Source organism: Bradyrhizobium sp., from assembly GCF_036735945.1.
In the GTDB taxonomy this organism is placed as follows: Bacteria; Pseudomonadota; Alphaproteobacteria; order Rhizobiales; family Xanthobacteraceae; genus Bradyrhizobium.
This window is the reverse complement of record NZ_DAINNI010000012.1, coordinates 48,732-72,878: the sequence shown is the minus strand read 5'-3', so window position 1 is coordinate 72,878 and position 24,147 is coordinate 48,732. Positions and strand designations below refer to the sequence as shown.

Genomic DNA, 24,147 nt, shown 5'->3' with positions numbered 1-24,147 from the left:
GGCTCCGGGGCTTTTCATTGTCGCCACGCAGGCTGTTTCCTCAGTACTTCGCAACAACCGGCGAGTTGAAGTGGTAGTTGATGCCGGTGCGGAAGATGTGTTCCGTCACCGAGCGCGTCGAGGTCGTCGGCGCGGCGCCGAGGATGAAGCTGTCCGACGTCGAGCCGAGATCGACGTAGAGATACTCCGTCTTGGTCGTCCAGTTCGGACCCAGCAGGCCAAGCAGCGTGAACGGCGTCTCGAAACCCGCACCGGCGGTCCAGCCGGTCCTGGTATGCTCGAACGATTGCGTCACCGGGCCGACGAAGGAGGTTGTGTTGATCTTGGTCTTGACGCTGCCATAGGCGAGACCGCCGGTCGCATAGAACAGGGTCGACCCGACCGAATAGCCGAGGCGGCCGCGCACCGTGCCGAACCACGGCAGCGTGGCATCGTAGGCCACCGTGAGCCCGGGCGTGCAGGCGAGGATGCAGGTCTTGTTGTCCTGCTGGGTGCTGCCCTGGATATCGGCTTCGAGACCGAACACCCAGTTGGCCGCCTGCCAGTTGTAGCCGGCCTGGACGCCGCCATTGATGCCGTCGGGCGCGAGGTTGAAGCTTTGAACGATCGGCGCCGCAGGGATGCTCAACGTACTGCGGTCCCGCCCGGTGCCGGAGCCGAAATTGCCGCCGAGATAGAAACCGGCCCAGTTGGCCGCAGCGACCGGCGCGTAGGGCCTGCCGTTGATCCGGTAATTCAGGCCGACCCGGAAGATGTTCTCGCGAAGCTCGGTCTGGATCGGCGTGGTGGCGCCCAGCGTGGCGAGGTCGCTTCGGTTGCCGAGATTGAGGTAGAGATACTCAATCTTACCGGTCCAGTTGCCGCCGAGCGCGGCTTCGACGCCGCTGCCCACCACCCAGCCGCCCGCGGTGCGCTCGTTCAAGAACGTGTTGGTGGCGCCGCCGAACGAGGCGCTGGCGCTGGTCTTGACGTTGGCGTAGGCGAAACCGCCGGTCACGTAGCCCAGCGCCGGACCGTTGGCGATGCCGATGCGCCCGCGCGCCGTGCCGAACCAGTCCAGCTTCTGGCTGTAGTTTCTCAGGACGCCGACTTCGTTGAACGTCGTGCGATGATCGCTGAGGTCGGCAGCCTGAATATCGGCTTCGACACCGAACACGATCAGTCCGATCACCGAACCGGTCTGCCAGTTGTAGCCGATCTGGCCACCACCAAGGCCGCCTTGCGGCGACGCGTAGAACGAATTGACCGATCCCACGCCGAGCCAGTCGTGCTGGAAGCGGTCGCGGCCAATGCCGACGCCGGCATTGACGCCGATGTAAAAGCCGGTCCAGTCGTAGACGGCGGCCAGTGCGGGCGCTTTGGTGTAAGGCCGCGCAGCAAGATCTGCAGCGAGTGTCGGGACGGATCCCAAGCCAACGAGCGCGGTGGCGAGCAGAAACTTCTTCATTTGCATCAACGGCATTCCCGGTCCGGCATCAGTGCGTTCCCGACACAATTGTTGCCGGTACTTGAGCCTTGTTTCTACTGGATTCGCATATGAATGCTGTAGCGCGTCAGCCACATCTCCGAGCCGAATTCGCTGCCCAGGATTCGCTGCCCATGCCATGGCAATATCCGGGCAATTTCATCGGCTTGGTGGTCAACCGCCTTTTTGCGCGACGACGAACAGCATCGGCGCTATCCTGTCGTCGAATCCCCTGACCTCGCCGCGCTCCATCGAAAGCGAGTTCCAACTCCCTGCCTCGGCATAGGTCGCGCGCAGCCAGTCCTGCGAGGGATAGTTGTAGTAGCGGTCGAGCGTGTCGCGGCCGCCCGCCTCGCCTTCCTTGTAGCTCGCGAAGAACGCGCCGCCCGGCTTCAGCGCGCGCCAGATCAGCGACAGCACGGTGGCAAGCTCCTGGCGTGGAACGTGGAGCAGGCAGGCATTGGCCCAGACGCCGTCGTATGTTTCGACCTCGTGGAGATCGTGGAACAGCAGCGTCTCGACAGGACGGCCGAGACTCCTTGAGGCCACCGCAGCCATTTCGGGCGAGCCGTCGGTCGCGCGCACATCGAACCCGCGCGCCAGCATTTCCGCAGTGTCGCCGCCTGCCCCGCAGCCGAGTTCGAGAATCGCGGCGTCCAGCGGAAGTAGCGCGAGAAACGCCGCCAGCCGCGCACGGCGCGAGGTGATCTCGCGCCGCGCATAGGATTCCGCATTGCTGCGGTAGAATTGCAGCGTCGCTTCGTCCATGACGCTTACTTGTCCGGCAGGCCCAGCATCAGCCGCATGTTCTGCACCGCGGCTCCCGAGGCGCCCTTGCCGAGATTGTCGAGCCGGGCGACCAGCACCGCCTGGCGATGCTTTTCGCTGACGAAGACATAGAGCTCGAGATTGTTGGTCTCGTTCAGCGCCTCGGGCTCCAGCCGACCGCTCTTGGCAGCGTCGTTCTGCAGCGGCATGACCGAAACATAGGCGCTGCCCGCATAGCGCTTGGCCAGCGCCGCATGCAGATCGGCGCCACCGGGCTTGCCGGTCAGCGTGTCCAGATGCAGCGGCACCGAGACCAGCATGCCCTGCCGGTAGTTGCCGACCGACGGCACGAAGATCGGCCGCCGCGTCAGCCTGGAGTAGAGCTGCGTCTCCGGCAGGTGTTTGTGCTCGAAGCCGAGGCCGTAGAGTTCGAAGGATGGCGCGCTGCCATCCTCGAAGCTTGCGATCATCGACTTGCCGCCGCCCGAATAGCCGCTCACGGCATTGATCGTAACGGGATAATCGGCGGGCAGCAGGCCGGCATCGACCAGCGGCCGCAGCAGCGCGATGCCACCGGTCGGATAACAGCCCGGATTGGAGACTTTCCGCGCAGCCCGGATCTTGTCAGCCTGGTCCGGCGTCAGTTCCGGAAAGCCATAGGTCCAGTCGCTGGCGACCCGGAACGCCGTCGACGCGTCGAGCACTTTTGGCGCCGAAGCCCCCATGCTGTCGATCAAGGCCACGGTTTCCTTCGCCGCATCGTCGGGCAGGCAGAGGATGACGAGATCCACTTCCGCCATCAGCGCCTGCTTGGCGCCGGCATCCTTGCGCTTGTCCTCAGCGATGCTTTTCACGACGACGTCGTTCTGCTTCTGAAGGCGTTCCTGAATGCCGAGGCCCGTGGTGCCGGACGCGCCGTCGACAAACACGGCCGGCCTGGTCAAGACGCCGGCGGTCTTTGGCTGGGGGGTATCGGTGAGGGTCATGGCACGGTCCTTTCAAGCTGGTTCGTTTCATTGGCAAACGCGTTGGGCCGCGCCTCTCTCATCAACTGCGCAATCTGCTGCGCGCCGGCGTCGGCCTGCGAGGCAAGCGATCCCGCCACCGCCGCATAGTCGGTTTCGGATTTGTGCTGGCTCAGCTTGAAGCTGCCCTCAACCTCTTCGACCGTCATCTCAAGGCCCACAATCGCTTTCTTCAACGCTGCCAGCCGCCCGGCCGTCATCTTCGACGACAGCCACGGCTTCTTCGGCAACAGCCTGCCCTCGAACTTGGCGCTGAGCGTCTCGATCTGCTCGGCGAGTTCGTCGTCGGACATCGCCCGCACCGGGCCCGTCAGGTGCACCGCCTGATAGAGCCAGGTCGGCACCTGGTCCGGCGAAACGTACCAGTCAGGCGATACATAGGCGTTCGCGCCGGTAACGGCCAGCAGCCAGGACGTCGTCCCGTCGGCGAGCTTTACCAGCGAATTGTGACGCGCGACGTGGAACGCTGCCCGCGGCGTGCCGTCATTGGCCGAAGTCAGATAGAACGGCAGCGACGAGGCGATCGGCTTGTTGCCGTCCCACGCACAGGCCAGGCCGAAGCCGCGCGCTTCCGCGAACGCGAGGCTCGCGGCACGGTCGGACTTGAACGGTGATGGCGTATACATCTCAAACTCCTGCTTGACGTAGGAGCCGCCAGTTCAGACCGCGTTCTTGGAAGGGGAAGAAGCCGCGGGACCCGATCCGGCGGCAGGGGCGACAATCTCAGACGCAGACGTCCGCCCACACCGCGATAATGCGGCGGCGGCGAGCGATGATCATGGTCGAGGCGATAGTCATGGGCGCGGCTATAAGGCCGCGCCCGCCGGACGTCAAGTTGTTCCGTGTCTGAAGCTTCGTGTCAGATCACCGGATTCCAGTGCGACGGGACCACGCGGTAGCCGTTGCCGTCCTTTTCGACGTTGCCGAGCCCGGGGAACGGGTAATGGAAGCCCTGCACCTGGAGCTTCTCCGCCACCACCATGTCGTAGGTCTTGCGGCGGGCCTTCTCGGCCATGGCGGGGTCCTGGTCGAAGAAGGCGTGCCAGCCGGGATTGGCGGCAAACAGGTAGGGTATGTTGGTGACATCGGACTGGATGAACACCTTGCCGGCGCCTGACGACAGCACGTAGGAGGTGTGGCCCGGCGTGTGGCCGGCGGTCTCGACCGCCAGCAGGCCCGGAGCGACCTCCTTGCCCCACTCATAGGGCGTCACCTTCTTCTTCAGCCCGGCCTCGAGCACGCGGCGGGCGTTCTTGAACACGCCCGGCATGCGCTCGCCGGTCTGCTTGGCCATTTCACCATCGTCCATGAAGTATTTCCACTCGACGGAGGGCACCAGCACCTCGGCGTTGGCGAATGCGGGCGCCCCCTCGGCATTGAGCAGGCCGTTGATGTGGTCGCTGTGGAAATGCGAGATCACCACCATGTCGACGGCCTTCGGGTCGATGCCGGCCGCGGCCATGTTGGTGGCGAACTGGCCGACGGCGCCCTTGCTCGACGCGAACGCGCCGGGACCGTTGCCGGTGTCGAGAACGATCAGCTTGCCGCCGGAGTTGATGACCAGCGGTCCGAACTGGATGCTGACCTTGTCCTTCGGCATGTAGGCTTTTTCCAGTGCTGCCGCGACTTCCTCCTTCTTGGCGTTGAGGACGAAGCTGTCGCCGAGCGCGAACGTGTTGACGCCGTCCGAAATGACCGTCACCTGCACATCGCCAACCTTGTAGCGATAGAAACTCGGCGCCTGCTTGTCGGCGATCGGCGCAGCGGCGTGAGCGGGTGCTTGCGCCAGCAGCGGAGTTGCGGCGAGCGCCGCGGCGCCCGTGAGTGCGTGTCGACGTGTCAGTTCCATGATGATCTCCTCCCAGAGACGATGGATGCGGCTCCGCGGGATTTCCTGCTGATCGCCGCCCAGTGTTGTTATCGAACCTATCAACCATTCCCGGACAGCGCGACGACAGCCACGCGACGGCAATGCGGAGATGGCTACTGTATCGTGGGAGCTAACACCCGCAGCGTCGGCTTATTCCGGGTTGCGCCTCAAGCCACCCGCCACAGCCATTCGGCGAGTTTCCCCATGACGTCGCCGACCAGCAGCAATACCGCCGACCAGATCAGCGCCGAGACGAAATTGGCGATCTGGAACGGCCAGTAGGACATCTCGAAGATGCCGGCGGCGAGCGGCACCGAGGCGCGCAGCGGCCCGAAGAAGCGGCCGATGAAGATCGACGGCACGCCCCACTTTTTCACGAACGCCTCGCCGCGCGGCAGGATCTCGGGATAGCGCGACAACGGCCACATCTCGGCGACGTGCTCCTTGTAGCGATAACCGAACCAGTAGGAGAGCCAGTCGCCGAGCGCGGCGCCAAGGCCGCCGGCCAGCCATACCGGCCAGAAGCTGATGCCGCTGACGCCGACCAGCGCGCCGATCGCGACCAGCGCGCCCCAGGCCGGCACCAGCAGCGAGACGAACGCAAGCGACTCGCCGAAGGCCAGGACCATGACGACCGGGGCGGCCCAGGCCTGATTGTCGCGCACGAAATCAGCCAGAGCGCGCGCAAAGTCTTGCATATCTCGAGTGCCTTCCCCGCCCCGTTTCCACCGTTGAATTTTTCGTCCGATTCAAGGCAAGCGACAGGTAAGCCGGCCCCTTGCGTGACTTCAAGTCACAAAGCCGGGCATGGGCTGTGATCAACAGCCCATCCCTACGTACCGTTGTTCTTCATGCAGGTTACTGATCCGGATCAACTCTGCAGCGACGGTGGTCGCCCTGGCGGCCGCGGCAAGGCAACGCGGGACGGTGCCGCAGGTTGCAGGGTCACGATGACCGGTCATCGGTAATTCCTCGCCCCCGAAACAGTTCGGCAATCGCAGAATGAATGCAATGGCATATCCTCTCTGACGTTGCGATATTGCTGTTTGCAAGCGCACCTCTCAGACCTTAAGAGCCGCCAAACGCTCTTGCCCGTCGTCACCTTTTTGAACCCATCCGTGGCATAGTCAGAGCGACCGATTCGCTCGCGCGACCTGCGCGCAACATCTAAAGAGCCATGTCCAAACCATTGAAATCAGCAGCAAAATCCAAGCCCGACCTGTTCGGGGCGGAACCGAAGGGCCGTGCCGCGCCGAAGGCTGCGTCGCGGGCGGGCAGCGCCGAGGCCGGCTATACCGCCGCCGACATCGAGGTGCTGGAGGGACTGGAACCGGTGCGCCGTCGCCCCGGCATGTACATCGGCGGAACCGACGAGAAGGCGCTGCACCATTTGTTCGCCGAAGTCATCGACAACGCGATGGACGAGGCTCTGGCCGGCCACGCGACATTCATCGAGGTCGAACTGAGCGCCGACGGTTTTCTGACCGTCACCGACAACGGCCGCGGTATCCCGGTCGATCCGCATCCGAAATTTCCGAAGAAGTCGGCGCTCGAAGTCATCATGTGCACGCTGCATTCCGGCGGCAAGTTCGACTCCAAGGTCTACGAGACCTCGGGCGGCCTGCACGGCGTCGGCGTCTCCGTCGTCAACGCGCTCTCTTCGCTGCTTGAGGTCGAGGTCGCGCGCAGCCAACAGCTCTATCGCATGCGCTTCGAGCGCGGCCATCCCAAGGGCAAGCTGGAAGACCTCGGCAAGATCAACAACCGCCGCGGCACCCGTATCCGATTCAAGCCCGACACCGATATCTTCGGCGCCAAGGCTGCCTTCAAGCCGCAGCGCCTGTTCAAGATGACGCGCTCGAAGGCCTATCTGTTCGGCGGCGTCGAAATCCGCTGGCGCTGCGATCCCGCGCTGTTGAAGGGCATCGAGGATGTGCCGGCCGAGGATAGTTTCCACTTCCCCGGCGGCCTGAAGGATTATCTTGGCGCGGCGATTCACGCCGACACGCTGGTGCATCCGGACATCTTCTCCGGCAAGTCGGGACGCAACGGCGCTCATGGCGCCTGCGAATGGGCTGTCGCGTGGACGGCGGATGCCGACGGCTTCCTCTCCTCCTATTGCAACACCGTGCCGACGCCCGACGGTGGCACCCATGAATCCGGCATGCGCAGCGCGATGCTGCGCGGGCTCAAGGACCACGCCGAACGAATCGGCCAGGGCAAGCGCGCCGCACCCGTCACGTCGGAAGACGTCATGGTGGGAGCAGCGGTAATGCTCTCGGTGTTCGTGCGCGAGCCCGAATTCCAGGGCCAGACCAAGGATCGTCTGGCGACCGCCGAAGCGCAGAAAATCGTCGAACAGGCGATCAAGGATCCGTTCGATCACTGGCTGTCGGGCAATCCGCTGCAGGCCAACAAGCTGCTCGACTTCGTCATCGAGCGTGCCGACGAGCGGCTGCGCCGCCGTGCCGAGAAGGAGACCTCGCGCAAGACCGCGGTGAAGAAGCTGCGCCTGCCCGGCAAGCTCGCCGACTGCACCAACACCGCGACCGAAGGCTCCGAGCTCTTCATCGTCGAGGGCGACTCGGCCGGCGGCAGCGCCAAGCAGGCGCGCGACCGCAAGACCCAGGCGATCCTGCCCCTGCGCGGAAAGATTCTGAACGTCGCCTCCGCCGGCAAGGACAAGCTGATGCAGAACGCGCAGCTTTCGGACCTGATGCAGGCGATCGGCTGCGGCACCGGCGCGCACTACCGCGAGGAGGATCTGCGCTATTCCCGAATCATCATCATGACGGACGCCGACGTCGACGGCGCGCACATCGCCTCGCTCCTGATCACCTTCTTCTATCGCCAGACGCCGCGGCTGATCGACGAGGGCCACCTCTATCTGGCGGTGCCGCCCCTTTACAAGCTGACCCATGGCAGCAAGTCGGTCTATGCCCGCGACGATGCGCACAAGGACGCGCTGCTGAAGAGCGAGTTCAACGCCAACGCCAAGGTCGAGGTGAACCGCTTCAAGGGCCTCGGCGAAATGATGCCCGCCCAGCTCAAGGAAACCACCATGGACCCGGCCAAGCGCACCATGCTCCGCGTGGTGCTGCTGGCCGACGACCGCGAAGGCACCGCCGATTCTGTCGAGCGGCTGATGGGCACCAAGGCCGAGGCCAGATTCGCCTTCATCTCCGACAAGGCGGAATTCGCCAGCGACGACCTGCTGGACGTCTGATTTTCCCGGTGCAGGCGTTTTTCTGGCGATTTCGAGCATTTTTGGCCCGAGATCGCCCAAATCTGCCCGTTTTCGAGGCAATTCGCGGCCCTTCGTTTTCCGATAGCTGTGCTCCCCCCGCAACAGCATTTTCCGGCGAACTGCGTATAGTCCCCTTACTGGATTTGGGAATCGGCGCTCGCGCACCCCGTAGGGGGATCTACCGGGGCACTTACGGCAAGGGAATTTGAAGATGAAAAACGTACTGCTCGCGCTGACCGCGGTGGTGTCCATGACCGGATCGGCCTTTGCGGCGGATCTCGCGGCCCGTCCCTACACCAAGGCCCCGGCAGCCGTCCCGGTTGCGGTTGCCAATTGGACCGGCTGCTACATCGGCGCCGGCGGTGGCGGCGCAATGACCAACAACGACCACAATGATTTCGCGACCATCGGCGGTGCAGCTCTTGGTCCCAATCTGACGACGGGCGCACGTGGCTGGTTCGGCACCGTCGGCGCCGGTTGCGACTATCAGGTCGACCGCTGGATATTCGGCGTGTTCGGTGACTATGACTTCATGGATGTGAGCGGCGATATTTCGACGGGCGGCACGTTCGCCCCGTCGCTCGTCGGGTCACAGAAGCAGGACTGGCAGTGGGCGGTCGGCGGTCGTGTCGGTTACGTGTTCCTGCCGAACTTCATGGCCTACTTCTCTGGCGGCTACACGCAGGCCCACTGGAAGTCGACCAACCTGACCGCATTCGGCGCCGTGGTTCCGACCTCGGTTCTGCCTGGTTCGACGAAGGGTGGCTGGTTCATCGGCGCTGGCGACGAGTACGCCTTGAACTTCCTTCCCGGGCTGTTCTGGAAGACCGAGTATCGTTACTCGGAATTCGACAGGGCCAACGTGTCGATCAATAACTTTGTCACGGGCGTTCCCACCGGCGTTTCGGAGAGCCAGAAGATCCGCGAGCACAGCGTTCGCAGCGAGCTCGTCTACCGCTTCAACTGGGGTGGCCCGGTCGTCGCAAAGTACTGATCTCTTCTTTCGAGAAGCTCAAAGGCCCCGGCATCGTCCGGGGCTTTTTTGTTGGCCTGACGGCGGGCCGCCGCGTCCCCTCAGATCCCGGCCACGGCCACAGCACGGCGCCAGTCGGCGCTTCGTGATGATCCCCGGGGAGTCGCGGGTGAGTTCAGGCCTTGCGAAGCCGGCCGGCTTTCTATTCGATCGGAAGCTACCGCCGCCGCCGGCAATGGTTTCCGGCGATGAGCCACAGACAGCCCAAGGCGAGGCCGCATGTCCCGCCACGGCGACAGCAACGGAGGAAGCCATGGCCAGATCGCTTTCGATCATCGGCTTTCTGGCACTCGCGATCGGTCTGCTCTGGATCGGTCAGGGCACCGGCGCGGTTGCCTGGCCGCGGTCGAGCTTCATGATCAATCAACTGCAATGGGCCGGATACGGCGCCGTGCTCGGCGCCATCGGCCTGATCCTGATCTGGCAAGGCAATCGCTAGATTCGTAGGATGGGCGGAGCGCACCCATCAACACCCTGCGCGGGATCGACGATGGAGATCGCTGCGCTCCACTCCTCATCCTGCAGAAACTGGACAACAAGCATGGCAACAGAACTCTTCGACCTCTCAGGCAAGGTCGCCATCGTCACCGGCGGCAATGGCGGCATCGGGCTCGGCATGGCCCGCGGATTGGCGAAAGCCGGCGCTGCCGTCGCGATCGTCGGCCGCAACGAGCAGAAGTCGGCCGCGGCCGTCGCGGAACTGAAGCAGGCCGGTGCCAACGCGATTTCGGTGGCCGCCGACGTCACCGACAAGGCTGCGGTCGATGCCATGGCCGAGCGCGTCGCCCGCGATCTCGGCCGAATCGATATCCTCGTCAACAACGCCGGCATCAGCATCCGCAAGCCGCCGCACGTGCTCGATATCGCCGAGTGGAACAGTGTGATCGCGACCAACCTCACCAGCGCCTTCGTCTGTTCGCAGATGGTCTATCCGGCCATGAAGGCCGCCGGCGGCGGCAAAGTCATCAACATCGGCTCGATGATGTCGATTTTCGGCGCCAGCTTTGCGTCGGCCTATGCCGCGAGCAAGGGCGGTATCGTCCAGTTCACGCGCGCCTGCGCGGTGGCCTGGGCTGCCGACAACATCCAGGTCAACGCGGTGCTGCCGGGCTGGATCGACACAGATCTGACCAAACGCGCGCGCCAAGAGGTCAATGGCCTTCACGACCGGGTGCTGGCGCGGACGCCTGCGGCGCGCTGGGGCGGCATCGACGATTTTGCGGGCATCGCGGTGTTCCTCGCTTCTCCCGCGTCCGATTTCGTGACCGGAACGGCGATTCCTGTCGATGGCGGCTACTCCGTCATGGCATAGGCCACGGAGTTTCCGGCCGAAAGGCGGTTTGAGACCTGATCCGGGACAGATCCCGAGTCGCGCGAAGAACCGAGTCAAGGCTGGAATTAGGCGTTCGTTCTGGTTCGATCAGGCCTTACCCTCGGCCAGACCGCACAAAAGCAAAACCCCGGCTTGCGCCGGGGCTGCAGTTGTTTGGAGTTTAAAGATCAGATCAATATCTGACTACACCAGGGCCACCGAAGCGATAGTTGATGCGGGCGGTGACCAAGTCGATGTCCTGCCGAATGCCGACGTTGGTATAGCGCCAGTTTGCGTTGGTCCAATTGTAGTTCGTGTCACCCAAGAACATGTGATTGTACTCAACACCGAACGACCAGTTCGGGGTGAAGCCCCATTCCAGGCCAACGCCAACGTCCGCGCCCCATCGCGTATTGGATGCGCTGATGAAATTGACGTTGTTGAGTGCGGCCCAGTAGCTGTTGCTGGCGACCGCAGCACCGCCCTTGACATAGAACAGGACGTTATTGGCGGCATAACCAACGCGGCCGGTGAACAGACCGAGTGCGTCAACCGTTGTACCGACGGACCAGGCCGCATTGAACGGGTCGACATATGACCGGCTCAGATCAGCCCAGTTACCCTGAGCTTCGAGACCGAACACCCAAGAACCAGCCTGCCAATTGTAGCCGATTTGGCCGCCAACGGTGCCGCCAGATGCATTATCCGAACGAACGAGGAAGTTCTGCCAATCATATCTGGTGCTGCTCTGTCCCCAACCACCGTTCACACCGATATAGAAGCCCGACCAGTCGTACATGGCTGCCACAACCGGGGGCGCCTTGGTGTAGGGGCGCGCCGCGAGATCGGCCGCAGAAGCGCTCACCGCACCGGCGGCAAGAATGGAAGCTGCAAGTACCAGTTTCTTCATTACATTTCCCCTTGTGAACAAAAACCCAGGCAACAAAACCTAAATCCTGACCAAAAATACCCAGATTCGAACCTTTTGGCTGTCACCCGGTTGCTACAGTCGCGCGCAATGTGACCACCGGTTGCAGCCACAATTTTGCCCACAACTCCAGGACTGCGCGCCGCACCATCCGCTCATGACTTGGCATTGCCCCGGCTCATGCCGGGGCTTTTCCTCAGGAGATGTCTGGACGATCAGTACCTGGCGACGACCGGAGCGCCGAACTTGTAACTCAGGCGGACCACAGCCCACTGAATGTCGCGAGGCTTCGCGTCGAAGGTGTACACACCGGCGGCAGCGCCAGCGAGCTGATAGCTCTTGCTCTCGAACGCCGCGTAGTTGTACTCGACGCCGACAATCCAGTTCGGGGTGAAGCCGTATTCCCAGCCAGCGCCCACGACCCAGCCATTGTGCCACTGGGTGCTCGATCCCGAACCGACGAATGCCGGAACCGTGTCGACAACCGACAGGCGATTGTTCACGCCAGCCCAGCCGCCCCGCACGTAGAACAGATTGTTCTGCACGGCGATACCGGCACGGCCGACAACGGTCGCCAGCCAATCGGAACGCCAGCTGAACACGTCGTCCAGGCCAGCACCGAATACCGTGTTGAGCACGGTGCCGCGGGTGTCGAGGCCGGAAATCGTGCCTTCGAGACCGAACACGAACTGCCCGGCCTGCCAGTTGTAGCCGAGGTGGCCACCACCAAACACGCCGGTTCCGCGCTGACGGAAACCGTTGCCGGGGCCGAGATCGCCGAAACCGGTGGTGTTCGCGGTATTCACCCACTCCTGGTTGGTCCAGGCGCCACCGACGTGACCGCCGATGTAGAAGCCACCCCAGTTATAGACGGCCGCAACCATCGGCGGCGCCTTGGTGTACGGACGGGCTGCGAGATCCGCGGCCGATGCGCCAAATGTGCTTGCGATCAAGGCTGCGGCTGCAAGTGCCAGTTTCTTCATCTTGTTACCCCTTCTGCACAGCAGAATTCGACACTGAATTCCCCAAATGATGCCGAACCTTACGGGGATTCTTGCCTTTTGGCTGTCACCCGCTTGCTACAATTGCGAGCAATCTGTGTTCGATACTGTGAGTACGCGCATTCCAGTCCCGCTGAGGCTCCAAACCACGGTCCTTTATTAACCAAATTCGCAACAAGTCGCCCTCACGATTCGCTACGGGGATTCGACAGGCCCGCCGATACGGCCGGAATCGTGCACATGCTCGGGCCGCACCCCAACGCCCACAAATCTCGCGGTGATCCCCTGCAACCAGGGGATGGCGGTGACGATCCGCATGACCAGCGGAACCTTCAGCGGCTGGTTGCCGGGCTTGAGGGCGGCGCCGACGATGGTGTCTTGCGCGATCACCTGCATCCGCTGCGTCATCTTCACCGGGAACTCGCGGCGGCGACGAACGGCGTCGAGTTCCGCCTCCGGCGGACATCCATGCCTGAGCTTCGCCGCCAGCAGGTTCGCGGTCGCCACCGCGTCCTGCACCGCCAGATTGACGCCGACGCCGCCGATCGGCGACATCGCATGCGCGGCATCGCCGATGCACAGCAGCCCCGGCCGCGTCCACCGCTTCAGGCGGTTGATCGCAACCGTCAGCAGCTTCACGTCGTCCCAGCTCCTCACCTCTGACAGCCCCGGCTTGAGGATCGGCGCCATGCGCGCGACCTCGTCGAGCAGCGCCGGCAATCCCTTCGCCTTCACGGTCTCGTACTGGCCCTTGGCAATGACGAACGCGCATTGCCAGTAGTCGCCGCGATCGAAGGTCACCATCATCTTGCCGGGATCGACGCGGGCGAACAGGCTTTCATTTTCGTCCGCCCGCTTGCCGGCGCGAAACCACAGCACGTCCATCGGCGCGCCGATTTCCTCGACCTCGAGGCCGGCGCGCTCGCGCACCAGCGAATGTCGGCCGTCGCAGGCTACCGTCAGGTCCGCCTCGATGTCGATCACGCCGTCGGGCGTCCTTGCCCTGACCCCGGTGACGCGCTCGCCGTCACGCAGGAGATCGACAGCCTCCGTCGACATCATCACTTTCAATGATGCGAAGCGCCTGCCGGCCTCGCGCAGGAAGTTGAGAAAGTCCCACTGCGGCATGAACGCGATGAAAGGATATTTGACGTTGAGCCGGCCGAGATCGGCGATCCTCACCGTTTCTCCGCCGAACTTGCCTTCCATGCGCTGCAGCCGCTGATGCGGCAGCTTCAGGAATCCCTCGATCAGCCCGAGTTCATCCATCACCTGCAGCGTCGAAGGATGCACGGTGTCGCCGCGAAAATCGCGGAAGAAGTCAGCGTGCTTCTCCAGCACGACAACGTCGATGCCGGCGCGTCCGAACAGATATCCGAGCATCATGCCGGCCGGCCCGCCGCCGACGATGCAACAGCGCACCTTCATCGCACGCTCCGCTTCCCGGCAAGGGAAATATCTATTCTACCATATTGTGCTGCTGCCAGCGCAGCAGATGGGCCTGCAACCGCCAGATCACCGCCGACAGCGCCACTCCCACCAGCATCAGCACGATCACCGCGACCATCATCCCCGAGGCCTCCGCCCGCGCCTCCGATTCGATGATCAGGCGGCCGATCCCGCGCTCCGCGCCGATGAATTCGCCGACGATGACGCCGATCAGCGCAAAGGAGATCGCCGGCGAAAGCGAGGCAAACACCCAGGCCATGGTCGAGGGAATCACGACGGTGCGGGTGATCTGCCATTCGCTCGCTCCCAGCAGCCGCGCGGCGTTGATGAACCCCTCGTCGATCGAGCGCGCGCCCTCGAAGGTGTTGAAGAACACCAGGAACACCACCACGATCCACGAGGTCACGATCTTGGAGGTGTCGCCGATCCCGAACGCCAGCACGATGATCGGTGCCAGCGCGATCCGGGGTATGGAATTCACCGCGGTGATGAACGGCTGAAAGATCGCGCTGAGCCGGTCGGAACGGCCGAGGATCAGGCCCGCGACAAAGCCGCTCGACACGCCCGTGACGAAGCCGAAGAACGTGTTCTTCAGCGTAATCGCGGTCGCAATCCAGAGATTGTTCTCGTTGCGCGCCATGCACTTGGCAAAGTCGCCATTGAACCAGCCGTTGAAGGTGCCGAGCTTGGATTTGAGGCAGCTCAGGATCAAAAAGTGCTCGAATATCTGCGAAGGCTTTGACACGAAATAGGGGTCGAGCAGATCGGGGACCAGCCAGGGTGCGATGGCATGGAGGTCATAGCCCCATTGCCAGATCGACAGCGCGGCAGCGCAGATGAGTATCTGCCAGCCGAGCGTGCTGCCAAAGCGGCGTGTCCTCATGGCTTGCGCCCCTTGACGAACTCCTCGCCGAGCGAGTGCCAGATGTGCTGGAACAGCTCGGCATAACGCGGCGTCTCTCGCACCTTGACGGCGTCGCGCGGCCGCGCGAAGTCCACCTCGAACATGTTCTTGATCCGGCCGGGACGCGCCGAGAACAGGATGATGCGGTCGGCGAGCGTCAGGGCCTCGCCGAGATCGTGGGTCACGAACAGCACGGTTTGCTGCTCGCGCTCCCATATCCGAAGCAGCACCTCGTGCATGTCGATCTTGGTGTGGGTATCGAGCGCGCCGAACGGCTCGTCCATCAACAGGATCTGCGGCTCGACCACCAGCGTTCGCATCAGCGCCGCGCGCTGCCGCATGCCGCCCGACAGCGCCGACGGATAGGCGCTCTCGAATCCCTGCAGGCCCGCCTGCGCCACGCAGGCCGCGATCCGCTCCTTGCGCTCCGCTTCGGGAACGCCCGCCAGTTCCAGGCCGTAGCCGATATTGTCGGCGACGGTGCGCCAGGGAAACAGCGTATCGCGCTGGAAGATATAGCCGACATTGGGCGTCGCCTTGCCCGCAACGACCGGCACGCCGTCGATCAGGATCTGACCGCCGCTCGGCTTGATCAGGGTCGCGATCATGTTGAGAACGGTGCTCTTGCCGGACCCTGACGGCCCGAGAAGCGCGACGAACTCGCCGCGCCGGACGCCGAAGGAAACATCGCGCACCGCCTCGATCGCGGTGCCCGCGAGCTGGAACGTCTTGCTCAAACCCCTGACGTCGACGCGCTGGACGCTGGATTGTCCACCCGGCAGGCCAGCGGAAAGGTTCTGCACGTTCAAGCCGGATACGCCTTTCGCGCCGCTTCGATAAAGGTCGGACTGACGAGATCGGCCGGTGTCAGCGGCTTGATGCCGGTCATTTCCCGGAACCAGACCTTTTCTCCCCGCGCCCAGGCCGCCGCGTCGATCGACGCATCGTAGTCCGTGACCTTTTGCAGCGCCGTGATCTCGATAATGTTGGCCGCGCGCGAGGTGCTGCCGACATAGGGCTCGATCGCGTCAAAAACTTCGTCGGGCGAATGCTTCCTGATCCACTGCGTCGCGCGCCAGATCGCGGTGACGAAGGCCTGCATCTTGGGCGGATCCTTGTCGATGGTCGCCTGCAGCGTGAAATGCGACGTCACCGGCACCTTGCCGCCGATATACCTGTTCCAGATCGCCTCATCGGTGCCGTCGAACAGCAGCGTGCCCCAGCCCTGCTCCCTGGAATCGTTGAGCAGCGACAGCGAGCTGACGAGGACATCGACCTGTTTGGTCTTGAGCGATCCCAGCATGGTGTCGACATTCCCGGTGCCGATCCATGTGACTTTCTGATCGAGCCCCATCACCTCCATGTAATAGGACGCCCAGACGTGGTTGGTGCCGCCGAGCGACGATACCGAAACGATCGGCTTGCGCCCGTCGGGCCGCTTCCACTCCGTCAGCTTCTCCAGCGAATTGATGCCTTGATCCCAGAGATCCTTGCGGATGATGAACATCACCGAGCTGGAACGGGTATCGACCGGCATCAGGACGCGCCCGTTGCGGCCGCGATTGCTTAGCTGCATCGGATGCGTGATGTCGCCGATGCCGATGTCGCCTTGCGCGGAAGCGATGATCTCGCGCGTCTTGACGCCGCTGCCACCCTGGATCAGCTTGCAGTCGAGGCCGGCTTCCTTGAAGTATCCCAGTTTATCGGCGACGAACTGCGTCTGATAGACCGGCACCGCGACCGGATAGATGACGCGGCCGGTCTTGTCCTGCTGCGCCCAGACCTTGCCTGACGCGATCGAGGTTGTGCCCGCCGCCACGATCTTCAGCGCCGAACGCCGGCTGAAATGTGCCATCACGCGCGCTCCTTTTCCCTGGCGGCGACCTTCTCCAGCGCATTGAGCACCGCGTCGCCCATTTCCTGCGTTGAAAGCCGCCTGGCTCCCGCTTCCGCAATATCGGCGGTTCGCGCGCCGTTCGACAGCGCGCTGGCCACGGCCTTTTCGAGCAGATCCGCATCGTCGGGCCGGTCGAACGTCATGCGCAGCATCATGGCGACGCTGAGGATGGAGCCGAGCGGGTTGGCAACGCCCCTGCCCGCGATATCCGGCGCACTGCCATGGACCGGTTCATAGAGCGCCCGGCGCCGGCCATATCTGTCCACCGGGCCGAGCGAGGCCGACGGCAGCATGCCGAGCGAGCCCGACGCCATCGCCGCGCAATCCGACAGGATGTCGCCGAAGATATTGCCTGTCACCATGACGTCGAACTGCGCGGGATCGCGCACGATCTGCATCGCGGCGTTGTCGACATACATATGCGTGAGCTCGACGTCGGAAAATTCCGCGGCATGCAAGGCAATGACTTCCTCACGCCACAGCACGCTGGTTTCGAGCACGTTGGCCTTGTCCACCGAGCAGACTTTGTTGCGCCGGGTCCGCGCCAGCTCGAAAGCGGCGCGCGCGACGCGGCGAACCTGATCGGTCGTATATTGTTCGGTGTTGAATCCCCGCCGCTGCCCGTCGGCGAGCGTCTCGATGCCGCGCGGCTCGCCGAAATAGATGCCGCTGGTCAGCTCGCGGATGATGACGAAGTCGACATCCCTGAGCACGCTGGCCTTGAGCGGCGCCGACTCCGTCAGCGCCGGATGGGCGACGATCGGCCTCAGATTGGCGTACAGATCGTACTTGCTGCGCAGGCCGAGCAGGCTGCCCGCCTTGCGCGCCGCCGGCGGGACCTCCCTGGTTTCCGGGCCGCCGGTCGCGCCCCACAGGATCGCGTCCGCCTCCTCCATCGCCTCGACGGTGTCTGACGGCATCACCTTGCCGGTCGCCAGATATGGAATGAGGCCGTACTGCGCCTCGCGCAGCACCATGGGAACGCCGCGCTTCGCCGCGAACCAGTTCAGCACCCGCTGCGACTGCGCCGTGACTTCGGGGCCGATCCCCTCGCCGCCGACCACGGCGACCTTTATCATGTTGGAGCGTGTAATCATGCTCTTGACCCTGCCGATGTTCCTGCGAAGTGAATCCAGGGCCGCTCCGTTCGGTCGGCCGCCTGGAACGCGCGTATTTCGTCGTCACGCTGCAATGTCAGCGCGACCTCGTCGAGACCTTCCAGCAGGCCGGCGCGCCGGCGCGGATCGATCGCGAAATCGTATCGCTTCCCCGATGGCGACAGGATCGTCTGCGCCTGCAGGTCGATGCTGATGCGCCCCGCCCCCTGCGTCTGCTGCACGTCAGCGGCAAGGCTGTCCACGATCTCCTTGTCGACGACAACAGGCAGAATGCCGTTCTGGAAGCAGTTGGCGAAGAAGATATCGCCGAAGCTCGAGCCGATGACGGCGCGAATGCCCATTTCCTGCAGCGACCAGACCGCGCCTTCGCGCGAGGACCCGCAACCGAAGTTCGGACCGGTGATGAGGATTTCTGCCTGTCGATACGGCTCGCGGTTCAGGATGAATTCAGGGTTTTCCGAACCGTCAGGCAAATAGCGCAGCGCGCCGAACGCCCATTTGCCGAGCGTGCCGCGAATGGAGTTCCCGACCAGCCGCTCGATGCGGATGATGACATCAGTGTCGATATTGCTGCGCATGATCGGAGCCGCGATCGCGGTCAGCGTGTTGAAGGGCTTCGGCATGTCAGCGCCCCATGGTTCGGACGTCGGCGATGGCGCCGGCGATGGCCGCCGCGGCAGCACTTGCCGGACTGGCCAGATGGGTTCGCGCACGCGGGCCCTGGCGGCCGACGAAATTGCGGTTCGAGGTCGAGACCGAGCGCTGGCCCGGCGCGACCACTTCACCGTTGGCGGCAAGGCACATCGAGCATCCGGGCTCGCGCCATTCGAAGCCTGCATCGGTGAATATCTTGTCCAGTCCTTCGGCGACCGCATCGCGCTTGACGATTTCCGAACCCGGCACCACCCAGGCCCGGACATTGGAAGCAACCTTGCGGCCGCGCGCGATCTCGGCGGCGGCCCGCAAATCGCTCAGGCGGCTGTTGGTGCAGGAGCCGATGAAGACCCAATCGACCGGAGTGCCGGCGATCGGTGCGCCCGGTGTCAGGCCCATATAGTCGATCGCCGTTTCGATCGCGGCGCGGCGCGCGGCGTCAGCGACCTCGCTCGGATTGGGCACGCGCCCATCGACGCCGATAACGTGCTCCGGGCTGATGCCCCAGGTCACCTGCGGAATGATCTTTTCGACATCGATGACGACTTCGCGGTCGAATACCGCATCGGGATCGCTCGGCAGCTTTCGCCAGGCTGCAACCGCCCGGTCCCACATCTCGCCCTGCGGCGCATAGGGCCGCCCGCGCAGATAGTCGTAGGTCTTCTCGTCCGGCGCGATCAGGCCCATCTTGGCGCCGAGTTCGATCGAGAGGTTGCAGATGGTGAGCCGCCCCTCGACCGGCAGATCGCGGATGGCGCTGCCGGCATATTCGACCGCGTAGCCGGTGCCGGCCGCCGCGCCGATATGGCCAATCAACGTGAGAATGAGGTCCTTGGCCGTGACACCCACCGGGAGCCGGCCCTCGAACCGCACGCGCATCGTCCTGGGCCGGCGCTGGATCAGCGCCTGGGTTGCCAGCACATGCGTCAATTCGCTGGAGCCGATGCCGAACGCCAATGCGCCGAGCCCGCCATGGGTGCAGGTATGGCTGTCGCCGCAGACGATCAGGCAGCCGGGAAGGCTGAGCCCAAGCTCGGGCCCGATGACGTGGACGATGCCCTGCCCGGGCTCATCGACGTCGAACATGCGGATGCCGGTCGCCGAGGTCTCCGCTCGCAAGCCGGCCAGCAGTTCCAGCCCAACCTTGCTGGTGCCGGCCCGCCCATGCGCCGTCGAAATCGCATGGTCCGGCGTTGCAAAGGTCAGCTCCGGGTTGTGCACGGACAGGTCGCGGCTCTTGAGGTCGAGCAGGCCGCGCGAACCGCCGAGGTCGTGCAACAGATGGCGGTCGACGTGGAGCAGATCGGTATCGTTGCTGACACGCGCGATGACATGCTGGTCCCAGATCTTGGCCAGCATCGTTCGAGCGGGCGTTTGCACTGCCATATCCTCCCGTTCTTCTTTTTCTATGGCAGGTCGATCACCCACCACGGACCGTTTTGTATGGCCGGTCATTCAGGTCTTCGCCCGAACACCGGGATCAAAACATATTGGAACCCTTGGGCCAATGTCTGTTTTGGACCGGGCGGCATGCGCGGCGCGGGACACCGCACGGAGGCGGCATGGCCTGGATATTCTCTGCTCCGGCCCGTCGGCAAGCCGTCACAATCGTTGAATTCCGTTCACATCCGGCTACCTTGAACCACATGACCCTGCCCCTGATATTGCTGGCAGCTATCGGTGTCATTCTGCTGGCAGAACGCAGCGCCAGACATCTGCCATTCGCCATTGCGGCGCTCTCCCTTTGCGCAGCCGCCATCTCATTCATCGTCGGAGACTTTGACCGGGCGATACTGCTGGCGGGCTTGCTGACCGCAGCCATCGCCGCCGCATCGACAATCAAGCACAATTACAGCGCGCTGAAGCTTGTTGTAACCGACCTGCCGCTGATGTTTGCGGGTACGGCTCGCTTCTTTGTCGCGCAGTACCCGCGCGCCGTGTTGTCCGCTCTCGCCGGGACTGCCGTACTCGTCCTCGCTGCAATCGGCACGCTGATCCACGGAACCGGACCTTCAATTCCCCTCGACGTCAGAGTGTCGTTCCTCAGCGTTTCACTCATTTGCGTTGCAGCGGCCTTCAGGAAGAGTGGCGGCGGCACCTCCTTCCAGCGCATCATGGCGCAGCGGCGGTGCTTTTACTCGACCTTCATGGCTTCGCTGATCGATCCGCATTCCTGGCGACAGGCCGGTAGATTGGCGCTGAGCGATATCGCAAGCGACCCGTTGCCGCTGATGCCACCGGTGCCGGCGCGCACCTTTGACTATCCCGACATTGTCGTCATCCAGCATGAATCAATCTTCGACCCGCGCATCTATGGACTTCCGATCGAGCCGACCGTCGAAGCGTTTCTGTCGCCCAGGAACGGTCTCCATGGAATCCTCAACGTCGACATTTTCGGCGGGGGTTCGTGGCAATCCGAATTCAGCTTGCTGACCGGTCTTTCGAGCGCCAGCTTCGGCTCAAGAGCCTACCACCTGTTCAAGCAGGGCGCGGGCCGCTTCCACAACAGCCTTCCCCATGCGTTGTCGGCGCTCGGGTACCGGACCATGCTCGCGTCGAGCTGCCGCCGCAGCTTTCTCCATTACGATGCGTTCTATCGTTCGATTGGCATGCACGACCGACTCTTCGCGGATGATTTTCCTCCACCGTTCGACGTCAGCCAGTTCGAGACGACAAATTCCGACGCAACGTTTCTGAAGGCAGCATTCGCCGCTCATGCGAAAGGCATCGCCGACGATCCCGCGCCACGCTTTCTCTATGCGCTGACCAACTTCAATCATGGTCCCCACAACCGCCGGCTGGCGGCTCCCGGACATTTCGAGAGCGAGCGCAGCTTTGCCGCATCAAGTCTTCCCGATGATCAGTATGTCGAATACTACACACGGCTTGCGGAGACAGCCTCGACCTGGGAACGGCTCAAGTCCGAGTTGGCAACGAATTTCCCCAAACGTCCCGTCATCATCGTGCACTATGGCGATCATCAGCCCGTCATGGCGAAGCGGATCGAACGGCAACTCACACTGCCCGACGATGCGCGGCGCGCGTTCCGTACCTTCTATGCGATAGAGACGCTGAACATCCCGCCCGACCAGCTTGTCTCAGGTCCGGGCGCGAACCTCGATATCGCTTTTCTCGGCACCGTCGCCCTGCAGCAGGCAGGCCTGCCGCTTGATCCGATATTTGCCACCCGCGCCAGCCTGCTCGACCATTGCCGGGAAACCTACTTCGCGTCGCCCTCCGAACGGAAGCGCCGGTTTCATCGCACGCTGGTGAATCTGGGCGTAATAGACACAGCGCCGGGCGCTCCCCGCAGCCGTTACGCACGCATGCCGACGAAATGATGGGGTGACCGGCATGCATCCTTAGCAGACATCCAGCAGGTCTCGCTGGCGCTCCCGGTGGTCAGGCAGGAGCTACTTCGTCCTGCCTGCGCCATTCGCTCGGCGCCATCCCCGACCATCGCTGAAACGCATGGGTAAAGCTGCTCGAATTGGCGTAGCCGAGCGCCAGCGCTATATCGGTGACATCCATTTTCGTCCCCGAGAGCAATTGGCGCGAAACGGAGAAGCGCGCCTCGTTGACAAGATCGCGAAAGTTGACTCCTTCCGCCTGCAAACGACGGTTCAAGGTTCGTGGATGCATGACAAGTTCGTCGGCCACCGCCTCAAGCGACGCATCGGGAAAGACCACCCGGGCATGGAGCGCGCGGACGACGGCTTCCGCAGTACTCGGTTGCGTCACAGCCCAATAGTCGGCGACACATTTTTCCAGTATCCGGCGTAAATCGCGGTCTGCACATCGAATAGGACGCGCGAGCAAGCTCGCAGGAAACGATACTGCATATTGTTGCGCGTCGAATGTGGGAGCGCAACCAAAGAAGCGATTGTAGGGTGCGATGTCGTCGGGCGCTCGTCGAGCGATCAAAATCTGCTCTGGCAGCACGCCTGCCAGTTCCAGCAGCATATTGCGAGCTACCGCCATCGCTCCTTCACTGAGTTGCTCGACCGACCGCATCGCTGGATGGTGAACGGCATATCCCCAAAAAGCCATCTCGTTCTGCACCAGCAGGTAGGCAACAGCACCACGCACATATCTTCTTTGATTTGTACACAAATCGAGTATCGCCGCCTTGAGCGTCGGCGCGTTTCGCATCAGCCGGCCCACCAGTCCAAGGCTGGCGGTGGCTCCTCGTTGACCAACCAGAAGTCCGAAATGCTGGCAACCTGTCGCTGTCACGCAAGCCTGGAGCAGACTTCCGAGCTCGACGAACGAGATCGAATTTTCGGAGCTTCGCAGCCTGTCCGGGTTGATGCCGACACTCGCGATCAGCTGCTCCGGATCCTGCCCCATTTCGCGCAAGACCTGCGGAAGCTCGACGACAACTCCGACGCGTTGCTGCCCTTCCATAGGAAGAACCCCTGGCCGATCAGAACTAATCGCTTGAAGGCTAACAAATCCGACACTTTGTCGCAAATTGGCAAGCGGCCTTTCCCTGCTTCTGCTTCGATCAGCAACAAGGAAAGAACGACACTGACTGACGCCGTAGGCATCGCAGTACCGCGATACGGGTCAGATCGATGAAGCGGGCGACGAGCTACCGGAGATGTCGACGGCGTTTCGGCGGCTGGTTGGCGAGATCGATGCTTTGGATCGCCTGAACCAATGGCGGATGCGATGCCGGTTATTGGCATAAAGCAGCGGTTGGAAGACCAACAGAGCATGACGCATGCGGTTCGCCGCGTGCTCCGTGCTCGGGTGATTTTCCCCAACACTTCCCTCGAAGAAATTGCAAGCGAGTTCTCAATGCAGCCGCGAACATTGAACCGCCGATTGCAGGCAGAGGGCACGACCTTCCGGGAATTGATCAGCGATGCACGCTTCGAAGCCGCGTGCCAATTGCTCAAGGTCACGAGAATGCGAATAGCCGATATTGCGCTCGCGCTCGGCTACGCCAACGCGGCCGGATTTTCGCACGCATTCCGTCGCTGGTCAGGTGTGGCACCGAGCGAATGGCGCAACCATGATCGATCGAGAATGGCGTCATGACAAACACCATCACTCATTTTGAAATCTACGGCGAGCACCCGGTCGCATTGGCTGATTTCTATCGCAAGGCGTTCGGCTGGCAGGTCGAGCAAATGGCGGGCATCGGCTACTGGCGGATTCACACCGGCGGCGCGGAAGGGCCGGCATTGCATGGCGGACTGACCTATCGGGCAATTCCAGGCCTGAACGGCTGGATGCTGTTCGTCAGCGTGCCCTCGCTCGATGAAGCAACCGTCCAGATCCAACACCTGGGTGGTTCGATTATCCGCCCCAAGACGGCAGTACCCAAAACCGCCTGGGTGACCATTGTGGCGGACCCTTCGAAAAACATCTTCGGCATCTGGCAGGTGGACCCGACTGCCTTTCCGATGCCCGAACCAGATTGAGGCCAATCACGTACGAAACCAGGAATTGCCAACACGAAATCGAG

23 protein-coding genes are annotated in these 24,147 nt (G+C 63.0%); 7 read left to right on the top strand and 16 right to left on the bottom strand.

Features of this window, described 5'->3' with window-relative positions; translation table 11 throughout:
* Positions 1 to 40 precede the first annotated feature (40 nt).
* From V7E26_RS06850 to V7E26_RS06825, 6 genes are all read right to left on the bottom strand, one after another.
* Complete coding sequence (locus V7E26_RS06850) at positions 41 to 1,447, bottom strand: outer membrane protein (RefSeq protein ID WP_324414677.1); 1,407 nt, start codon at positions 1,445 to 1,447, stop codon at positions 41 to 43.
* Positions 1,448 to 1,639: 192 nt separating this feature from the next.
* On the bottom strand, positions 1,640 to 2,233 hold the full coding sequence (locus V7E26_RS06845) for a class I SAM-dependent methyltransferase (protein WP_324414676.1): 594 nt from the start codon (positions 2,231 to 2,233) through the stop codon (positions 1,640 to 1,642).
* A 5-nt stretch (positions 2,234 to 2,238) separates the two neighbouring features.
* The gene (gene argC / locus V7E26_RS06840; RefSeq protein WP_324414675.1) at positions 2,239 to 3,219 is read right to left on the bottom strand and encodes an N-acetyl-gamma-glutamyl-phosphate reductase; all 981 of its coding nucleotides are present in this window, start codon (positions 3,217 to 3,219) and stop codon (positions 2,239 to 2,241) included.
* Complete coding sequence (locus V7E26_RS06835) at positions 3,216 to 3,884, bottom strand: FMN-binding negative transcriptional regulator (protein ID WP_324414674.1); 669 nt, start codon at positions 3,882 to 3,884, stop codon at positions 3,216 to 3,218. Before V7E26_RS06835 ends, argC begins: the two co-directional genes overlap by 4 nt.
* 233 nt (positions 3,885 to 4,117) lie before the next feature.
* The gene (locus V7E26_RS06830; protein ID WP_324414673.1) at positions 4,118 to 5,107 is read right to left on the bottom strand and encodes an MBL fold metallo-hydrolase; all 990 of its coding nucleotides are present in this window, start codon (positions 5,105 to 5,107) and stop codon (positions 4,118 to 4,120) included.
* Between the two features lie 188 nt (positions 5,108 to 5,295).
* Entirely contained in the window at positions 5,296 to 5,826 is a 531-nt protein-coding gene (locus tag V7E26_RS06825) for a DedA family protein (protein ID WP_324414672.1), read from the bottom strand.
* Positions 5,827 to 6,305: 479 nt separating this feature from the next.
* Here V7E26_RS06825 and parE point away from each other — a divergent pair, with 479 nt between their 5' ends.
* From parE to V7E26_RS06805, 4 genes are all read left to right on the top strand, one after another.
* Positions 6,306 to 8,354: a DNA topoisomerase IV subunit B gene (gene parE, locus V7E26_RS06820; protein WP_324414671.1), complete on the top strand. Its 2,049-nt coding sequence runs from the start codon at positions 6,306 to 6,308 to the stop codon at positions 8,352 to 8,354.
* 232 nt (positions 8,355 to 8,586) lie between these two features.
* Entirely contained in the window at positions 8,587 to 9,369 is a 783-nt protein-coding gene (locus tag V7E26_RS06815; protein WP_324414670.1) for an outer membrane protein, read from the top strand.
* Positions 9,370 to 9,661: 292 nt separating this feature from the next.
* Positions 9,662 to 9,847, top strand: a complete 186-nt coding sequence (locus V7E26_RS06810) for a hypothetical protein (protein ID WP_324414669.1) — start codon at positions 9,662 to 9,664, stop codon at positions 9,845 to 9,847.
* A 102-nt stretch (positions 9,848 to 9,949) separates the two neighbouring features.
* Complete coding sequence (locus V7E26_RS06805; protein WP_324414668.1) at positions 9,950 to 10,720, top strand: SDR family NAD(P)-dependent oxidoreductase; 771 nt, start codon at positions 9,950 to 9,952, stop codon at positions 10,718 to 10,720.
* Between the two features lie 193 nt (positions 10,721 to 10,913).
* On the opposite strand, the gene V7E26_RS06800 is transcribed toward V7E26_RS06805, so the two are convergent.
* The 9 genes from V7E26_RS06800 to leuC form a co-directional block, all read right to left on the bottom strand.
* Entirely contained in the window at positions 10,914 to 11,630 is a 717-nt protein-coding gene (locus V7E26_RS06800) for an outer membrane protein (RefSeq protein ID WP_324414667.1), read from the bottom strand.
* Between the two features lie 233 nt (positions 11,631 to 11,863).
* A complete protein-coding gene (locus V7E26_RS06795) occupies positions 11,864 to 12,631 on the bottom strand; it encodes an outer membrane protein (RefSeq protein WP_324414666.1) in 768 nt (255 codons plus the stop codon).
* 213 nt (positions 12,632 to 12,844) lie between these two features.
* Positions 12,845 to 14,077, bottom strand: coding sequence for an FAD-dependent oxidoreductase (locus tag V7E26_RS06790; protein WP_324414665.1), 1,233 nt, complete (start codon positions 14,075 to 14,077; stop codon positions 12,845 to 12,847).
* A 31-nt stretch (positions 14,078 to 14,108) separates the two neighbouring features.
* A complete protein-coding gene (locus tag V7E26_RS06785) occupies positions 14,109 to 14,981 on the bottom strand; it encodes an ABC transporter permease (RefSeq protein ID WP_324414664.1) in 873 nt (290 codons plus the stop codon).
* A complete protein-coding gene (locus V7E26_RS06780; RefSeq protein ID WP_442893360.1) occupies positions 14,978 to 15,811 on the bottom strand; it encodes an ABC transporter ATP-binding protein in 834 nt (277 codons plus the stop codon). The genes V7E26_RS06785 and V7E26_RS06780 overlap by 4 nt, the downstream gene beginning before the upstream one ends.
* On the bottom strand, positions 15,808 to 16,857 hold the full coding sequence (locus tag V7E26_RS06775) for an ABC transporter substrate-binding protein (protein WP_324414663.1): 1,050 nt from the start codon (positions 16,855 to 16,857) through the stop codon (positions 15,808 to 15,810). Before V7E26_RS06775 ends, V7E26_RS06780 begins: the two co-directional genes overlap by 4 nt.
* On the bottom strand, positions 16,857 to 17,996 hold the full coding sequence (leuB, locus tag V7E26_RS06770) for a 3-isopropylmalate dehydrogenase (protein ID WP_324414662.1): 1,140 nt from the start codon (positions 17,994 to 17,996) through the stop codon (positions 16,857 to 16,859). The genes V7E26_RS06775 and leuB overlap by 1 nt, the downstream gene beginning before the upstream one ends.
* Positions 17,993 to 18,640 carry a 3-isopropylmalate dehydratase small subunit gene (gene leuD / locus V7E26_RS06765; RefSeq protein WP_324414661.1) on the bottom strand — a complete coding sequence of 216 codons (648 nt, stop codon included), beginning with the start codon at positions 18,638 to 18,640 and terminating at the stop codon, positions 17,993 to 17,995. Before leuD ends, leuB begins: the two co-directional genes overlap by 4 nt.
* A 1-nt stretch (position 18,641) precedes the next feature.
* A complete protein-coding gene (gene leuC / locus V7E26_RS06760; protein ID WP_324414660.1) occupies positions 18,642 to 20,057 on the bottom strand; it encodes a 3-isopropylmalate dehydratase large subunit in 1,416 nt (471 codons plus the stop codon).
* A 176-nt stretch (positions 20,058 to 20,233) separates the two neighbouring features.
* On the opposite strand from leuC, the gene V7E26_RS06755 reads away from it, so the two are divergent.
* The gene (locus tag V7E26_RS06755) at positions 20,234 to 22,012 is read left to right on the top strand and encodes a sulfatase-like hydrolase/transferase (RefSeq protein ID WP_324414659.1); all 1,779 of its coding nucleotides are present in this window, start codon (positions 20,234 to 20,236) and stop codon (positions 22,010 to 22,012) included.
* Positions 22,013 to 22,073: 61 nt separating this feature from the next.
* Here V7E26_RS06755 and V7E26_RS06750 read toward each other — a convergent pair whose 3' ends face one another.
* Complete coding sequence (locus V7E26_RS06750; RefSeq protein ID WP_324414658.1) at positions 22,074 to 23,078, bottom strand: AraC family transcriptional regulator; 1,005 nt, start codon at positions 23,076 to 23,078, stop codon at positions 22,074 to 22,076.
* Between the two features lie 255 nt (positions 23,079 to 23,333).
* On the opposite strand from V7E26_RS06750, the gene V7E26_RS06745 reads away from it, so the two are divergent.
* On the top strand, positions 23,334 to 23,717 hold the full coding sequence (locus V7E26_RS06745; RefSeq protein WP_324414657.1) for a helix-turn-helix transcriptional regulator: 384 nt from the start codon (positions 23,334 to 23,336) through the stop codon (positions 23,715 to 23,717).
* On the top strand, positions 23,714 to 24,103 hold the full coding sequence (locus V7E26_RS06740) for a VOC family protein (protein WP_324414656.1): 390 nt from the start codon (positions 23,714 to 23,716) through the stop codon (positions 24,101 to 24,103). Before V7E26_RS06745 ends, V7E26_RS06740 begins: the two co-directional genes overlap by 4 nt.
* Positions 24,104 to 24,147: the final 44 nt, after the last annotated feature.

Coding starts and splice junctions, on each gene's coding strand:
- V7E26_RS06745 (WP_324414657.1), top strand. CDS start 23,334: ATGGCGGATGCGATGCCGGTTATTGGCATAAAGCAGCGGTTGGAAGAC.
- V7E26_RS06740 (WP_324414656.1), top strand. CDS start 23,714: ATGACAAACACCATCACTCATTTTGAAATCTACGGCGAGCACCCGGTC.
- leuD (WP_324414661.1), bottom strand. CDS start 18,640: ATGCCGAAGCCCTTCAACACGCTGACCGCGATCGCGGCTCCGATCATG.
- V7E26_RS06825 (WP_324414672.1), bottom strand. CDS start 5,826: ATGCAAGACTTTGCGCGCGCTCTGGCTGATTTCGTGCGCGACAATCAG.
- leuC (WP_324414660.1), bottom strand. CDS start 20,057: ATGGCAGTGCAAACGCCCGCTCGAACGATGCTGGCCAAGATCTGGGAC.
- V7E26_RS06795 (WP_324414666.1), bottom strand. CDS start 12,631: ATGAAGAAACTGGCACTTGCAGCCGCAGCCTTGATCGCAAGCACATTT.
- V7E26_RS06790 (WP_324414665.1), bottom strand. CDS start 14,077: ATGAAGGTGCGCTGTTGCATCGTCGGCGGCGGGCCGGCCGGCATGATG.
- V7E26_RS06785 (WP_324414664.1), bottom strand. CDS start 14,981: ATGAGGACACGCCGCTTTGGCAGCACGCTCGGCTGGCAGATACTCATC.
- V7E26_RS06850 (WP_324414677.1), bottom strand. CDS start 1,447: ATGAAGAAGTTTCTGCTCGCCACCGCGCTCGTTGGCTTGGGATCCGTC.
- argC (WP_324414675.1), bottom strand. CDS start 3,219: ATGACCCTCACCGATACCCCCCAGCCAAAGACCGCCGGCGTCTTGACC.
- parE (WP_324414671.1), top strand. CDS start 6,306: ATGTCCAAACCATTGAAATCAGCAGCAAAATCCAAGCCCGACCTGTTC.
- leuB (WP_324414662.1), bottom strand. CDS start 17,996: ATGATTACACGCTCCAACATGATAAAGGTCGCCGTGGTCGGCGGCGAG.
- V7E26_RS06835 (WP_324414674.1), bottom strand. CDS start 3,884: ATGTATACGCCATCACCGTTCAAGTCCGACCGTGCCGCGAGCCTCGCG.
- V7E26_RS06830 (WP_324414673.1), bottom strand. CDS start 5,107: ATGGAACTGACACGTCGACACGCACTCACGGGCGCCGCGGCGCTCGCC.
- V7E26_RS06845 (WP_324414676.1), bottom strand. CDS start 2,233: ATGGACGAAGCGACGCTGCAATTCTACCGCAGCAATGCGGAATCCTAT.
- V7E26_RS06805 (WP_324414668.1), top strand. CDS start 9,950: ATGGCAACAGAACTCTTCGACCTCTCAGGCAAGGTCGCCATCGTCACC.
- V7E26_RS06750 (WP_324414658.1), bottom strand. CDS start 23,078: ATGGAAGGGCAGCAACGCGTCGGAGTTGTCGTCGAGCTTCCGCAGGTC.
- V7E26_RS06815 (WP_324414670.1), top strand. CDS start 8,587: ATGAAAAACGTACTGCTCGCGCTGACCGCGGTGGTGTCCATGACCGGA.
- V7E26_RS06775 (WP_324414663.1), bottom strand. CDS start 16,857: ATGGCACATTTCAGCCGGCGTTCGGCGCTGAAGATCGTGGCGGCGGGC.
- V7E26_RS06800 (WP_324414667.1), bottom strand. CDS start 11,630: ATGAAGAAACTGGTACTTGCAGCTTCCATTCTTGCCGCCGGTGCGGTG.
- V7E26_RS06810 (WP_324414669.1), top strand. CDS start 9,662: ATGGCCAGATCGCTTTCGATCATCGGCTTTCTGGCACTCGCGATCGGT.
- V7E26_RS06755 (WP_324414659.1), top strand. CDS start 20,234: ATGGCCTGGATATTCTCTGCTCCGGCCCGTCGGCAAGCCGTCACAATC.